Below are 15,562 nucleotides of genomic sequence, written 5' to 3'. Positions count from 1 at the left end.
CGCGTCACCTCCCGCCTGCGCACCGAACTCGGCCACGAACTCCCCGTCCGCGCCCTCTTCGAGACCCCCACCATCGCCCAACTCGCCACCACCCTCGGCGAACCGCAGGCCGCCGGCGCACCGCCCGTCGAAGCGGCCGAACGCCCCGCCGCCATCCCGCTCTCGTACGCCCAGGAACGCCTCTGGTTCCTCGACCAGATGGAGCCGGACAGCAACGCCTACACCGTCCCCGTCGCCCTGCACCTGCTCGGCGACCTGGACCGGCCGGCGCTCGGCACCGCCCTTCGGCAGCTCGTCGCCCGCCACGAAGTCCTGCGCACTCGCTTCCCGTTGGGCGCCGACGCCACCCCCGTCCAGGTCATCGACCGGACCGGCAAGCTGCCGCTGGTCGGCATCGAGGCGGGCGACTGGGACGACGCCCGCCTCGCCCAGGCCCTGGCGGACGAGGCGGCCCTGCCGTTCGACCTCGAACACGGTCCGCTCGCCCGCGCGCGCCTGTTCCGTCTCGCCCCGCAGGAACACGTGCTCCTGCTAGCGATGCACCACATCGTCACCGACGGCTGGTCCTACCGCATCGTCATCCGGGAGCTGGAGAAGCTGTACGGCGCCCTCCTGGCCGACCGCCCCGACCGCCCCGACCGCCCTGACGGAGCCGACCGGGCGAAGGGGATGCCCGAACTCCCGGTGCAGTACGCCGACTTCGCCCTCTGGCAGCGCCGGTGGCTCCAGGGCGAGGTACTGGAGGGTCAGGCGGCCTACTGGCGGGAGCAACTCGCCGGGCTGGAGCCGCTGGAGCTGCCCACCGACCGCCCCCGCCCCGCCGTCCGCAGCAGCCGAGGGGCCACCCACACCCTCACCCTGCCCGACACCCTCACCACCGCCCTGCACAAACTCGGCCAGGACCACGGCGTCACCACCTTCATGACCCTGATGGCCACCTACCAGATCCTCCTCCGCACCTACACCGGCCACCACGACATCGCCGTCGGCACCCCCGTCGCCAACCGCAACCGCTCCGAAACCGAAGACCTCATCGGCTTCTTCGTCAACACCCTCGTCCTCCGCGCCGACCTCACCGGCAACCCCACCCTCCGCGAAGTCCTACGCCACACCCGCGACACCGCCCTCAACGCCTACGCCCACCAGGACCTCCCCTTCGAACGCCTGGTCTCCGAACTCGCCCCCCAACGCGACCTCAGCCGCACCCCCCTCTTCCAGACCATGCTCACCGTCCAGGACGCCACCCTCGACAGCTGGCAGCTCCCCGGCCTGGACGTCCGCACCCTCCCGCTCGGCGACGACGTCGCCAAGTTCGACCTCACGGTCACGGCCACCGAGTCCGACACCGGCCTGACCGTCGACTTCACCTACAGCACCGACCTGTTCGACGCGGCGACCATCGAGCGACTGGCCACCCACTTCCAGCACCTGCTCACCGCCGTCACCACCGACCCCGACGCCCGCCTCGACGACCTCGACCTCCTCAGCCCGGACGAGCGCCGCCGCATCCTCCAGGACTGGAACGACACCACCGCGCCCTACCCCCACGACCGCACCGTCCACCAACTCGTCGAACAGCACGCCGCCGAACGCCCCGACGCCATCGCCCTCGTCCAGGGCGAACGACGGTTCAGCTACCGCGAACTCAACGAACGTGCCAACCAACTCGCCCACCGACTCCGGGAATCCGGCGTCCACCCCGACACCACCGTCGGCATCTGCGCCGAACGCAGCCCCGAACTCGTCATCGGCCTGCTCGCCGTCCTCAAAGCCGGCGCCGCCTACCTCCCCCTCGACCCCACCCACCCCACCGAACGCCTCACCCACCTCCTGACCTCCACCCGCACCGCCGTCGTCCTCCACCACCCCCACCAGACCGGACTGGCGGCCTCCTTCGGCGGCACCCTGATCCCGCTGGACGATCCGGCCACGGCCGACCGGCCGGCCACCGATCCCGGCCACCCCGTCAGTCCGCAGAACCTCGCCTACGTGATCTACACCTCCGGCTCCACCGGCACCCCCAAGGGCGTCCAGATCACCCACCAAGCCGTCCTACGCCTCACCCACAACACCCGCATCACCGACACCACCCCCGACGACGTCTTCCTCCACCTCAACTCCATCGCCTTCGACGCCTCCAGCTACGAGATCTGGACCCCCCTCACCACCGGCGCCACCCTCACCGTCGCCGCCCCGGGCCGCACCACCACCGAAACCGCCACCCACGACATCCACACCCACCGGCCCACCGTCCTCCTCCTCACCACCGCCCTGTTCAACGCCCTGATGGACAACGCTCCGCAGGCCTTCGCCACGGCCCGCCACGTCCTGGTCGGCGGCGAGGCGCTCTCCCCCACCCACGTCAACGCCTTCCAGGGGCTGCACCCGGACAAGAGCCTGGTCAACGTCTACGGGCCGAGCGAGAGCGCGACCATCACCTCCACCGCCCTGCTGTCGACCCGTCAGGGGAGCACCGTCACGATCGGGCGGCCGATCGACAACACCCGCATCCACGTCCTCGACCCGGCCGGGCGCCCCGTCCCGATCGGCGTCACCGGCGAGCTCTACATCGGCGGCGACGGCCTGGCCCGTGGCTACCACCACCAACCGGCGCTCACCGCTGACCGGTTCGTCCCCGACCCGTACGCGACGTCCCCAGGCGCCCGGCTCTACCGCACCGGCGACCTCGCCCGCTACCGCCCCGACGGCACCCTCGACTTCCTCGGCCGCACCGACGACCAGGTCAAGATCCGCGGCCACCGGATCGAGCTCGGCGAGATCGACGCCCGCCTCCAGCAGCATCCGGCCGTGACCGCCGGCACCACCGTCGTCCGCGAGGACACCCCCGGGGACAAGCGGCTCGTCGCCTACCTCACCACCAGCTCACCCACCCCGCCCACCACCACCGAACTCCGCGAGCACCTGCGCCGCCACCTGCCCGACTACATGCTCCCCGCCGCCTTCCTCACCCTCGACCGCCTCCCGCTCACCCCCAACGGCAAGATCGACCGCCGCGCCCTGCCCGCCCCCGACCACACCCGCCCCGACCTCGACACCGCTTTCACCGCACCCGCCACCCCCGCCGAACAAGCCCTCGCCCGGATCTGGGAAGAAGTCCTCGGCCTCGCCACCGTCGGCATCCACGACAACTTCTTCGAGCTCGGCGGGGACTCGATCCTGGGCATGCAGGTGATCGCCAAGGCCAAGCGCTTCGGTCTGCGGCTGACCCCCCGGATGATCTTCCAGTACGAGACGGTGGCCGAGATCGCCGCCCACCAGCACCAGGCCGGCGCGGTCGACGCCGAGCAGGGCCGGGTGGCCGGGGACGTCCCGCTGACGCCCGTCCAGCACTGGCTGTTCGACCAGCGGCCCGTCCGACCGGACCACTTCAACCAGTCGGTCCTGCTCGACGTGGCCGGCCTCGCCCCGGAACTGCTGCGGCCCGCGCTGGCAGCGGTGGTCGACCACCACGACGCGCTGCGCCTGCGCTTCCCGCGGGACGGCGCCGGGCCCGCCCGGCACGGCCTACCGGCCGACCCCGAGCAGCTGCTGAGCGACGTGGACCTCTCGGCCGTCCCGGACGCCGAACTGACCGACCGGCTCCAGCGGTCGGCCGACGCACTGCAGCGCGGACTGGACATCGCCGAAGGCCCGCTGGCCCGCGGCGCGCTGTTCGACCTCGGCGGGGCCCGCGGCCGGCTGCTGCTGGTCGTCGTCCACCACCTGGTGGTGGACGGCGTCTCCTGGCGGATCCTGCTGGAGGACCTCGGCACCGCGTACGCCGCGCTGGCCGCGGGCCGGGAGGTGCTGCTGCCCGCCAAGACAACCTCCTTCCGCGCCTGGTCACGGAGGCTGACCGAGTACGCCCTCTCCCCGGCTGCCACGGACGAGCTGGCGTACTGGACCGCCGCACCGCCGCCCGTCCCGCTGCCCCGCGACCGCACCGCACGAGCCGACGACGCCGACGACGCCGACGGCCGAACCGACGACGACGGCAACACCGTCGCCGCCGAGGAGTCCGTCACCCTCCGGCTGACCGAGGAGTCCACCGAGGCCCTGCTGCGCCAGGTGCCCCGCGCCCTCGGCACCCAGATCAACGACGTGCTGCTCACCGCCCTCACCGAGGCCGTGGCCGGCTGGACCGGCCGCGACACCGTGCACGTCGACCTCGAAGGCCACGGCCGGGAGGACCTCTTCCCCGAGGTCGACCTCTCCCGCACGGTCGGCTGGTTCACCAGCGTCTTCCCGGTCGCCCTGCACCGGGAGCCCGGCGCCGGGCCCGCCCGGCAGGCGGGTGCCGTCCGCGACCAGCTCGCCCGGGTGCCCCGACGCGGCGTCGGGTACGGGATCCTGCGCCACCTGGGTACCCCCGGGGCGCGGGAGGCGCTGGGCCGCCCGGCACCGGAGATCAGCTTCAACTACCTCGGCCAGTTCGACCGCGAGCTGCCCGGTCTGGGCGGCTACGCCGACCCCGACCTGCTGCGGGCCGGCGAACTCGACCCGTCGATGCGGCGCGGCCACCTGCTCCGGGTGACCGGCAGCGTGCTCGACGGGCGGCTGCGGATCGACATCGGCTACGCGCCCGCCGTCCACCACCGGGAGACCGCCCAGGGCCTGGTGGACGCGATGGAGCGCACGCTCACCGCGCTGGTCGCCGCCGCCTCCGAGGGCGCCGGCCCCGCCGCCCCCACCGTCCACGACTTCCCCCTGGCCGACCTCGAAGCATCGGATCTGGCCGCCATCCTCAAGAGGTTCTCCTGATGACCCAGCACAACGTCGAGGACATCCACCGGCTCTCCCCGCTCCAGGCCGGGATGCTCTTCCACTCCGTCGACGACTCCGGCGGCGAACAGCCGTACCTGGTGCAGACGGTGGACGAGCTGTCGGGACCGCTGGACCGCTCGGCGTTCCGGCAGGCCTGGCAGCAGCTCCTGGACCGCCACACGGCGCTGCGCAGCGTCTTCCTCTGGGAGGACCTGCCCGAGCCGCTGCAGGTCGTGCAGCGGCGGGTCGAACTGCCGCTCGCCGAACTCGACTGGCGGGCCCACCCGGACACCGAGCAGCGCGCCCGCCTGGACGGGCTGCTGCGGGAGAACCGCGCGGCGGGCCTCGACCTCACCGCGGCCCCGCTGTTCCGGCTGACCCTGGTCGCGGTCGCCCCCGGCCGGCACTGGCTGCTGTGGACCTTCCACCACCTGCTGCTCGACGGCTGGAGCCTCCCGCTGCTCCGGCGGGAGTTCGCCGAGCTGTACCGGGCGGCGCTGCGCGGCGTCCCGGCCCGGCTCCCCGCGCCCGTGCCGTACTCCCGCTACATCGCCTGGCTGGACGCCCAACCGAAGGCGGCGGCCCGGGAGTTCTGGCAGTCGTACCTGGCGGGCTTCGCGGAGCCGACCCGGCTCGGGGTGGACGGGCCGACCGGGCGGACCGGCTTCGCCGCCCACGAGCTGGTGCTGGACCAGGCGCGGTGCGCGCGGGTGCGCGAGTTCGCCCAGCGCAGCCGGGTGACGGTGAACGTCCTGGTGCAGGCCGCCTGGGCGCTGCTGCTCAGCCGGTACGGCAACGGCGAGGACGTGCTGTTCGGCACCACCGTGGCCGGGCGGCCGCCGACCCTGGCCGGCGCGGAGTCGATGGTGGGGATGTTCATCAACACCCTGCCGGTCCGGCTCCGGGTGCCCGGCGGGGAACGGGTGTCGGCGTGGCTGCGCCAGGTGCAGCGGCAGCAGGCCGAGTACCGGCAGTACGAGTTCGGGGCGCTGTCGGAGATCCAGGGCCGGAGCGGGCTGCCGAAGGGCTCGCCGCTGTTCCGGTCGATCCTGGTGTTCGAGAACTACCCGGCCGCCGCGGAGCCGGGGCGGCCGGACGAGCTGGCCGTCGAGACCCTCCTCAGCGTGGAGAACACGGGCTATCCGCTCACCCTGGTCGCCTACGCGGGCCGGGAGCTGGGAGTCCGGTTCTCGTACGACCGCGGCGTGTTCGACCGGGCCGCGGTCGAACGGATGGCGGGGCACTTCGAGAACCTGCTCGACGCCCTGGTCGCCGCCCCGGACGCCCGGCTGGACGACCTCGACCTGCTCGGCCCCGAGGAGCGCCACCGGCTCCTGCGGGACGGCAACGACACCGCCGCGCCCCGCCCACAGGGCCGCACCGTCCACCAGCTGGTCGAGGAGCAGGCCCGCGCGCGGCCGGACGCCGTCGCGCTGGTGCACGGCGACCGGCGGCTGCGCTACCGCGAGCTCAACGAGCGGGCCAACCGGCTCGCCCACCGCCTCCGGGGCCTCGGCGCCCGGCCGGACACCACCGTCGGGGTCTGCGCCGAACGCGGGCCCGAGCTGGTCGTCGCCCTGCTCGCCGTCCTCAAGTCCGGCGCCGCCTACCTCCCGCTGGACCCGGCCCACCCCACCGAACGCCTCACCCACCTGCTCCTCTCCACCGGCACCGCCGTCGTGCTCCACGACGCCCACCTCGCGGACCGCCTGGGCCCGTACGACGGCACCCTCCTCGCGCTGGACGACCCCGCCACGACCGACCACCCCGGCACCGACCCCGACCCCGTCGCCCGGCCCGACCACCTCGCCTACGTGATCCACACCTCCGGATCCACCGGCACCCCCAAGGGCGTCCAGATCACCCACCGCAACGTCCTCGGACTGTTCGCCGCGACCGCCCCGGAGTTCGGCTTCGGGCCGCAGGACACCTGGACGTTCTTCCACTCCTTCGCCTTCGACTTCTCCGTCTGGGAGCTGTGGTGCCCGCTGACCACCGGCGGCCGGGTGGTCGTGGTCGACCGGGCGACCGCCACCAGTCCGGCCGAGTTCCTCGACCTGCTGGCCCGGCAGGAGGTGACGGTGCTCAACCAGACCCCGTCCGCCTTCGCGATGCTCCAGCAGGCGCTCGACCCGGCGAGCGCCGCCCGGCTGCGACTGCGCCTGGTGGTGTTCGGCGGAGAGGCGCTCCGGCCCGCGCGACTGGGCCGCTGGCACGCGCTCATGGGCGAGGGCCGCACCCGGCTCGCCAACATGTACGGCATCACCGAGGTCACCGTGCACGCCACCCTGCGGGACGTCCGGCCCGCCGACATCCTGGCGGCGGACCCGGGCTCGCCCTTCGGCCGTCCGCTCGGCAACACCCGGGCGTACGTCCTCGATCCGGCCGGACGGCCCGTCCCCATCGGTGTCCCGGGCGAGCTGTACATCGGCGGCGAGGGCCTGGCCCGCGGCTACCTCGGCCGGCCGGCGCTGACCGCCGAGCGGTTCGTCCCCGACCCCTTCACCCCGGGTGCCCGGCTCTACCGCACCGGCGACCTCGCCCGCCGCCGTGCCGACGGCGACCTGGAGTACCTCGGCCGTAGCGACGACCAGGTCAAGATCCGCGGCCACCGGATCGAGCCCGGCGAGATCGACGCCCGCCTCCAGGAGCACCCGGCCGTCACCGCCAGCACCACCGTCGTCCGCGAGGACGACCCCGGCGACCGGCAGCTCGTCAGCTACCTGACCACCGAGGCCGGGACGGCCCCCACCACCACCGAGCTCCGCGAGCACCTGGGCGCCTTCCTGCCCGCCCACATGCTCCCCGCCGCCTTCGTCACCCTCGACCGGCTGCCGCTCACCCCCAACGGCAAGACCGACCGCCGGGCCCTCCCGGCCCCCGGCCGGGCCCGGCCGGAGCTGGCCGCCGACTACGCCGCGCCCCGCACGGCCGTCGAGGAGTCCGTCGCCGCGGTCTGGGCGGAGGTCCTCGGCCTCGCCTCCGTCGGCGTCCACGACGACTTCTTCGACCTCGGCGGGGACTCGGTGAAGAGCCTGCGGATCGCCGGGAGGCTGCGCCGGCTCGACCTCGCGGTCGGCCCGGGCGACATCCTGCGCAACCCCACCGTGGCGCGGACGGCGGCGGCCGCCCGGGCCGCGGCGGCGGGCGGCCGCACCGAGCGCGGGGCCGACGGTCCCGAGGTGTCCGTCACCTGGCTGAGCCGGGGCCCGGCCCCGGCACCCGTCCTGTTCTGCTTCCCGGAGATCTCCAACACCGTCCACGGCTACGCCCGGCTGGCGGCCGCGCTCGGCCCCGAGGTCTCGGTCGTCGCACTGGCCGCCGGGCGGCCGCGGGCGGGCGAGGGCCTGCCCGAACTGGCCCGGGCGTTCCGGCGGGCGGTCCGCGACGTCCGGCCCGCCGGCCCGTACCTGCTCGCCGGGTGGTCGATGGGCGGCGTGGTGGCGGCCGAGGTCGCCCGGCTGATCGAGGAGTCCGGCGAACGGACCGCGCTGCTGACGCTGTTCGACAGCTGCCTGCCGACGCCGGAGTACCGGGAGCACCTGGCGGGGCGCGCCGAGATCGCCCGGGAGCTGGACGAGAAGCTCCGGGCCGCCGGGCCCGGCTTCCCGGACACCCCGTGGACGGCCGAGGTCGAGGCCCTGCTGCCCGAACTGGACCTGCCGGTGGAGCTGTTGACGCTCGACCGCGAGGACCTGCTCAGCCACCTGGCGACGCTCCGGCACAACCTCGCCGCCCTGGTCGCCCACCGGCCGCGCCCGGTGCGCTGCCCGGCGCTGCTCTTCCAGGCGGCGGAGTCGGACTGGCCGGTCCCGCCGGCCGAGGGCTGGGCGGCCTTCGTCGGCTCCCTCACCGTCCGGCCGGCCCGGGGCGGCCACCTCACCCTGCTCCAGGAGCCGTACGTGGCCGGGCTGGCGGCCGAGTTGGGCGCGGCCCTGCGCGACCACCGCCCCACGACCGGTTGACCGGCTCTGACCGGCTCTGACCGGCTCTGACCGGCTCTGACCGGACCGCGACGCACGATGGCACCGCCCCCGTTCCGGGGCGGTGCCATCGTCGTCCAGCGGGGCCGTGCGCGGTCAGTCGGTCGTCGGGCCGTCCTTGAGGACCCGGGCCACCACGGCGACGGCGGCGGTGACGTCCTCGGCGCTCACCCCGTTGTGGACGACCGCGCGGATCCGGCCGTGGCCGAACTCGGTGACCGCCAGGCCGTGCCGGGCCACCGAGGTGACGAAGCTGCGCCAGTCGAAGCGCTCGTCGGTGACCTTGAAGATCACGATGTTGGTCTCGACGGTGTCCACGTCCAGCTCCACGCCGGGCAGCAGCGCCAGGCCCTCGGCCAGCCGCCGGGCGTTGGCGTGGTCCTCGGCCAGCCGGCCCCGGGTGTCCAGTGCCACCAGCGCGGCCGCCGCCAGCAGCCCGACCTGGCGCATCCCGCCGCCGAGCATCTTGCGCAGCCGGCGGACCCGCTCCACGAACTCCGCGCTGCCGGCCACCATCGAACCGACCGGCGCGCCCAGGCCCTTGGAGAGGCAGAACTGCACCGAGTCGACGTGCGCGGTGATGTCCGCGACCTCCACCCCGGCGGCGATCGCCGCGTTGACCACCCGGGCGCCGTCGAGGTGCACGGCGACGCCGCGCTCGTCGGCGAAGCGGCGCACCTCGGCCAGGTAGTCGAGCGGCAGCACCACGCCGCCGCAGCGGTTGTGGGTGTTCTCCAGGCAGATCAGCGAGGGCAGCGCGAACTGCGGGTCGTCCGGGTCCTTCGGGAAGGCGGCGGCCAGGTCGGCCAGCGCGATGGTGCCGTCGGCCTGGTTGGGCACCGGCTCGTAGACGACCCCGCCGCAGACCGCGGCGCCGCCCGCCTCGTACAGCCAGATGTCGCTCTCGGCGCCGACCACGGCCTTGGTGCCGCGCGGGGCGTGGGCCATGATCGAGGCGAGGTTGGCCATGGTGCCGCTCGGGAAGAAGCAGGCGGCCTCCTTGCCGGTCAGCTCGGCGGTGCGGCGTTCGAGCTCGTTGACCGTCGGGTCCTCGCCGTAGACGTCGTCGCCGAGCTCCGCCTCGGTGATCGCGGTGAGCATCTCGGGCGTCGGCAGTGTGAAGGTGTCACTGCGCATCTCGATCACGGCGGGAAGGTCCTCTCGTTCCGGCACGGTGCGGGGTGGATCAGCTCGCCGGGACGGGCTCGGCGAGCTGCCGGGCGGCGCCGGGGCGCAGCCTGGCGGTCACCGGGAGGTGCTTGATCCCGGCGATGAAGTTGGAGGCCAGGTGGGCGACCGGGCCGGCCGGTTCGAAGCGCTCGACCAGTTCGGTGACCTCGGTGAAGAACTCGCCGAGGGCGATCCGGGCGAGCGGGGCGCCGACGCAGTAGTGCGCGCCGAACCCGAAGGCGACGTGCCGGTTGGGGGTGCGCGCCACGTCGAAGACGTACGGGTCGTCGAAGACCGTCTCGTCGCGGTTGGCCGAGCCCAGCCAGGCGACCACGGCCTCGCCGGCCCGCACCGGTTCGCCGCCGAGGACGGTGTCCTCGGTGGCGTAGCGCATGGCGTGGGTGGCCGGGGAGGCCCAGCGCAGGCCCTCCTCGACGGCGGAGGCGACGGTGGCCCCGCCGTCGAGCAGCCGCCGGTACTGGTCCGGGTGCTCCAGCAGGGCGTTGACGGTGGTCGCGATGACGTGCGGCGCGGTGACGTTGGCGCCGAGCAGCACGTTGTAGCAGTTGTAGATGACCTCGTCGAGCCGGATCGTGCGGTCGCCGACGGTGAGCTGCTGGAGCAGCCCGACCAGGTCCTCGCGCGGGGTGCGGTCGGCGGCCACCTCGGCGAAGTAGTCGAAGAGTTCGTGGTGCGCGGAGACCAGCTGGTGGCCGCCGGAGTCGTCCCGGGAGGCGGGGTCGGCGGGGGCGATCGCGACGGTGGTGAGCCTGGTCAGTTCGGGCCAGTCGGCCTCGGGCAGGCCCATCAGGGCGCCGGTGAACATCATCGGGAAGGCGGTCATCGCGGCCGCCAGGTCCCAGGGTTCGCCGCTCGCCAGCGGTGCCAGCAGCTGCCGGGCCATCCGGCGGATGGCCGGGCGGCGGGCGGCGAGTTCGCGGGCGGAGAGCGCCTGGGCGACGGGGCGGCGCAGGTAGCCGTGGATCGGCGGGTCGCTGGCGACCATCATCCGGTCGGCCGCCGGGTCCTGTTCGCCGAGGACGGAGAGCATGTTGCCGCGCCGCGAGGTGTAGAGCGCGTGGTCGCGCAGCACGGTGCTGGTCTCGGCGTGGGCGGTGACGGAGACGTAGCCGCGGCCGCTCGGGACGGTGAGCCGGGTGACGGGGGCCTTGTGGCGGTAGTGGCGCCAGACCGCGTGGGGGTCGCCGGTGGCGTAGAAGTGCGGGTCGCTCAGGTCGACGAGTTCCGGGTCCGGTGCCCCGTCCCGCTGCCCGTCGTCGCCGGGGCCGGTGATCCTCACCGGTCGGCCCCGGTCGGGGCGTCGGAGGCGAGTTCCGGCCGCTGGGTCCTGATGTGGTCCGCCAGTCCGGCCACGGTGGGGTTGAGGTAGAAGGCCCGGGCCCGGATCACCGCCTCGAACTCGGCGGTGATCTCCCGGGTGATCCGGCTGGCGGTCAGCGAGTGCCCGCCGAGGTCGAAGAAGTCGTCGTCGACGCCGACCGGTTCGACGTCGAGGACCTCCTGCCAGAGCACGGTGAGCCGGTGCTCGACCGGGTCGGCGGGCGCCCGGTAGGGCACGTCGCCGTCCGGGCGGGTCCGGCCGCGCCGGGCGGCCAGGGCGTCCCGGTCGACCTTGCCGTTGGGCTTGAGCGGCAGCCGGTCCACCCAGACCAGGGCGGTGGGGATCATGCCGGCCGGGAGCTCCTCGGCCAGGGTGCGGCGCAGTTCCACCGAGGAGACGGCGTAGGGGCCGCTGTAGAAGCCGACCAGCCGGCGGTCGCCGGGGCCGTGGTCCTGGAGGACGACGGCGGCGTCCTGGACGTCGGGGTGGCGGCGCAGCCGGGCCTCGATGTCGTCGGACTCGATCCGGATGCCGTTGACCTTGAGCTGGCCGTCGGCCCGGCCGGCGAACTCGTAGGCGCCGTCGGGGCCGCGCCGGGCGAGGTCGCCGGTGTCGTACATCCGGGTGCCGGGGGCGCTCGCGTACGGGTCGGGGAGGAAGCGGTCGGCGGTGAGGCCGGGCAGTCCGAGGTAGCCGTGGGCGAGGCCGGCGCCGTTGACGAAGAGCCGGCCGACGGTGCCGTCGGGCACCGGGTCCAGCCGCTCGTCGAGGACGACCATGCCGGTGCCGTCGATCGGTCCGCCGATCGGGACGCCGCGGTCGCCGAGCGGTGCGCGGACGGGGTGGGTGCTGGTGAAGGTGGTGTTCTCGGTGGGGCCGTAGGCGGCCGAGACGAGGGTGTCGGGCAGGGCGGCGGCGGCCCGGTCGACGTGTTCGGCGGAGAGCACCTCGCCGCCGGTGAACAGCCGGCGCAGGGCGGGCAGGTCGGTCAGGCCCGCCTCGACCGCCTGGTGGAACAGGGCGGTGGTGAGGAACAGCACGGTGGTGCCGGTGTCCCGGGCGGCCTTGACCACCTCCGCCGGGCCGAGCCGGCCGGCCGGGGCGAGCGCCAGGCAGCCGCCGTTCAGCAGCGGGCCCCAGATCTCCAGGGTGGAGGCGTCGAAGGCGACCGGGGCGAGCTGGAGGAAGACGTCGTCGGGCCGGGCGTCGAGGTAGCCGGCGTCCAGCACCAGGCGCAGCACGGCGCGGTGCGGCACGCAGACGCCCTTGGGGCGGCCGGTGGAGCCGGAGGTGTAGGCGACGTAGGCGAGGTCCTCGGGGGTCTGTCCGCTGTGGGTGCCGGGGTCGTCCGTCGCCGGTGCAGCCGTCACGTCGAGGTGTTCGGCGGCCACGTCGAGGTGCTCGAACGCGCCGTCGAGCTTCGCCCGTCGGTCCGCGTCGGTGACCACCAGCGACACCTCGGCGTCGCCCAGGATGGTGTGCAGCCGGGCGGACGGGTCACCCGGGTCGACGGCGACGTAGGCGGCGCCCGCCTTGAGGATGCCGAGCAGGGCGACGACCAGCCGGGGCGAGCGCTCCAGCAGGACGCCGACCCGGTCGCCGCGGCGTACGCCCCGGTCGCGCAGCCGGGCGGCGAGCGCCCCGGCGGCGGCGTCGAGGGCGCCGTAGTCGAGGTCGCCGGCCTCGCTGCGGACCGCGGTGGCGGTCGGCGCGGCCGCCGCGACGGCGGCGAAGCGGCTCGCAAGGGTCCACCCCTGCTGGGGAACTGACTCGGTCGTGCCCGGTGATTCCAACATGGTGCGGTCGCGGATCCCTTCGCGCGAAACCCTTGCCCTGTCAGTTCTTGACGAGAAGTCAGTGAATGGAGTTCGGATAGTGGGTAACGAACTCTTTTGCCGAGTCGTGGACTTGGGGTCCGGCTATGCCCCCACCTCGAACGCTTCGGATGCTATTCAGCGTGACGATGCGCCGTCAAGAGCGGACCGGATCTCTCCGCCCCCGCAACGCCAACTCACCACGGGTGATCGGGATTTTCCCCTTTTGCTTGCACAGCACGTGGGGCAGCTCCTACTGTCATGGAGTGATCAGGAGTCGCGGCAGTGTGCTGCCCTGAGCACCGTCATCGGTCGACCGGACTCGACGTCGACCCAGACAGGCCATCCCCAAAAGGGAGAGAGCAGGGAAGTCCGTGGGTGAGCGGCAACGTTCCGGCGTGGTCGCCGGAACCGACATCGTCGACGTGGCCGGAATCGGCTTCGGCCCCTCGAACCTGGCCCTCGCGGCCGCCATTTCGGAGATCGCCGACGGGGCCCCGGTCACCGCGCGCTTCTTCGAGGCGCAGCAGCGCTTCGGCTGGCACCGGGGCATGCTGATCGAGGGCGCCACCATGCAGGTCTCGTACCTCAAGGACCTCGTGACCATGCGCAATCCGACCAGTCCGTACTCGTTCCTGTGCTACCTGCAGGCCAAGGGCCGGCTGGCGGACTTCATCAACACCAAGTCCTTCTACCCGCTGCGGGTGGAGTTCCACGACTACCTGGAGTGGGTCGCGGAGGGCTTCGCGGACCTCGTCTCCTACGGCTCGCGGGTGGTGGCGGTCGAGCCGGTCGCCGGCGAACAGGGCGTCGAGTTCCTCGACGTGGTCTTCGTCGCGGCCGACGGCACCCGCCAGGTGCAGCGCGCCCGCAACCTGGTGATCGCCGCCGGGATCGAGCCCAAGCTGCCCGCCGACCTGCCGCACTCCCCGCGGATCTGGCACACCTCCCGGTTCCTGCCGGAGGTGGAGCGGATCGCACCGCAGGACCCGCGCTCCTTCGTGGTCCTGGGCTCGGGCCAGAGCGCGGCGGAGGCGATCGAGCACCTGCACGCGCGCTTCCCGCGGGCGCAGGTGCACTCGGTGCACTCCCGGTACGGGTTCAGCGTCGCCGACGACAGCCCGTTCGCCAACCAGGTGTTCAACCCCGAGGCGGTGGACCGTTTCCACACCGCCCCGGACGACGTCCGGCAGCGCCTCATCGAATATCACGCCGGCACCAACTACTCGGTGGTGGACGCCGATCTGCTGCAGTCGCTGTTCCAGCAGGCGTACCTGGAAAAGGTGGCCGGAAATCCCCGGCTGAATTTCCACAACGTCTCCCGGGTACGCGAAGTGACGGAAACTCCGGACGGCCTGCGGATCGACGTGGAATCGCTGTCCTCAGGCACCAGCACCATCCTGGAGGCCGAGGCGCTGGTCTGCGCCACCGGCTACACCCGCACCGACCCGGCGGTCTTCCTGGACGGCCTGCTGCCGCACTGCGGGCTGGACGACCAGGGCCGGCTGCGGCTCGACCGGGAGCACCGGGTGGTGACCGACGAGAGCGTGCACTGCGGCATCTACGTCCAGGGCTTCGGCGAGCACAGCCACGGGCTCTCCGAGACCCTGCTGTCCCTCTCCGCCGTCCGCGCCGGGGAGATCGGCGACATGCTCGTCAAGGCACTGTCCGGCTGACCCGCGCACCGACTGGCTGACCCTCGCACCGACCGGCTGGCCCCCGCACCGACCGGGTGGGCCGGTCGGCCGGCCGCCCGGGGCGGATCCGGCAGCGCCGAAACACTGAGACCGAGGAGTACGAGTGTTCACGCCGAAGCTCTACCAGGTGGACGGGGACGACTGGCCGCTGCGGGTCATCGAGCGGCACCCGCTCGCCGTGCTGACCGGCAACGGGAACCCGACGCCCAACGCCACCCACGTGCCGGTGATCGTGCCGCCCGACGCCGCCCCGGGCGACCCGCTGCAGGGCATGCGCCTGTGGACCCACATGACCCGGGTGAACCCGCACTGGCAGCAGCTCGTCGCCGACGGCGGCGGCCCGGCGAAGCTCGTCTTCCACGGGCCGAACGGCTACGTCACCCCGACCCTCTACTCCGCCCCGATGGTCGCGCCGACCTGGAACTACGTGGCCGTCCACCTGGAGGGCACGATCGAACTGGCCGCGGACGACGAGACCCTGACGATCGTCCACACCACCGCCCAGACGCTGGAGGACCGGTTCGGCGACGGCATGCCGCTCGCCCCCTCGCTGGAGTACCACCGGCAGATCGTCGGCGCGGTCGGCGGCATCCACTTCACCGTGACCAAGGTCGAGGTGATGTTCAAGCTGAGCCAGGAGAAGGACCCGGAGGTCCAGCAGCGGGTGCTCGACCGCTTCGCCGGCAGCGGCTCCGGGCTGCACCGCGAGGTGGCCGACACCATGCGGGCGCTGCGGCTGGGCGCCGACGAGCGCTGACGCGCCGGGAACGGGAACGGGAACGCCGGAAGCCC

7 protein-coding genes are annotated in these 15,562 nt (G+C 73.5%); 4 read left to right on the top strand and 3 right to left on the bottom strand.

All coding sequences use genetic code 11. From position 1 onward, the window contains the following. Nucleotides 1-4,761, top strand: a 4,761-nt coding sequence (locus tag ACFXPX_RS40620) for an amino acid adenylation domain-containing protein (protein WP_380644860.1), incomplete at its 5' end; no start/stop codon positions are given. Beyond that, nucleotides 4,761-8,729 (top strand): amino acid adenylation domain-containing protein, encoded by a 3,969-nt coding sequence (locus tag ACFXPX_RS40615; protein ID WP_380644859.1) that lies wholly within the window; start codon nt 4,761-4,763, stop codon nt 8,727-8,729. The genes ACFXPX_RS40620 and ACFXPX_RS40615, both read left to right, overlap by 1 nt. 114 nt (nt 8,730-8,843) lie before the next feature. Here the strand turns inward: ACFXPX_RS40615 and ACFXPX_RS40610 are convergent, their stop codons facing one another. The 3 genes from ACFXPX_RS40610 to ACFXPX_RS40600 are packed head-to-tail and all read right to left on the bottom strand — an operon-like array spanning nt 8,844 to nt 13,055. Continuing rightward, complete coding sequence (locus ACFXPX_RS40610) at nt 8,844-9,884, bottom strand: GntG family PLP-dependent aldolase (RefSeq protein WP_375890557.1); 1,041 nt, start codon at nt 9,882-9,884, stop codon at nt 8,844-8,846. Between the two features lie 49 nt (nt 9,885-9,933). After that, the gene (locus ACFXPX_RS40605) at nt 9,934-11,217 is read right to left on the bottom strand and encodes a cytochrome P450 (protein ID WP_375890498.1); all 1,284 of its coding nucleotides are present in this window, start codon (nt 11,215-11,217) and stop codon (nt 9,934-9,936) included. Further along, the gene (locus ACFXPX_RS40600; RefSeq protein WP_380530049.1) at nt 11,214-13,055 is read right to left on the bottom strand and encodes an amino acid adenylation domain-containing protein; all 1,842 of its coding nucleotides are present in this window, start codon (nt 13,053-13,055) and stop codon (nt 11,214-11,216) included. The genes ACFXPX_RS40605 and ACFXPX_RS40600 overlap by 4 nt, the downstream gene beginning before the upstream one ends. Nucleotides 13,056-13,471: 416 nt before the next feature. Here ACFXPX_RS40600 and ACFXPX_RS40595 point away from each other — a divergent pair, with 416 nt between their 5' ends. Both ACFXPX_RS40595 and ACFXPX_RS40590 read left to right on the top strand, forming a co-directional pair. Beyond that, complete coding sequence (locus tag ACFXPX_RS40595; RefSeq protein WP_375890502.1) at nt 13,472-14,749, top strand: lysine N(6)-hydroxylase/L-ornithine N(5)-oxygenase family protein; 1,278 nt, start codon at nt 13,472-13,474, stop codon at nt 14,747-14,749. Nucleotides 14,750-14,873: 124 nt separating this feature from the next. Further along, complete coding sequence (locus ACFXPX_RS40590) at nt 14,874-15,527, top strand: FMN-binding negative transcriptional regulator (protein WP_380644858.1); 654 nt, start codon at nt 14,874-14,876, stop codon at nt 15,525-15,527. Nucleotides 15,528-15,562: the final 35 nt, after the last annotated feature.

Origin of the sequence: Kitasatospora sp. NPDC059146, assembly GCF_042786665.1 — a bacterium.
Lineage (GTDB): Bacteria > Actinomycetota > Actinomycetes > Streptomycetales > Streptomycetaceae > Kitasatospora.
This window is presented reverse-complemented; position numbering and strand designations above follow the sequence as displayed.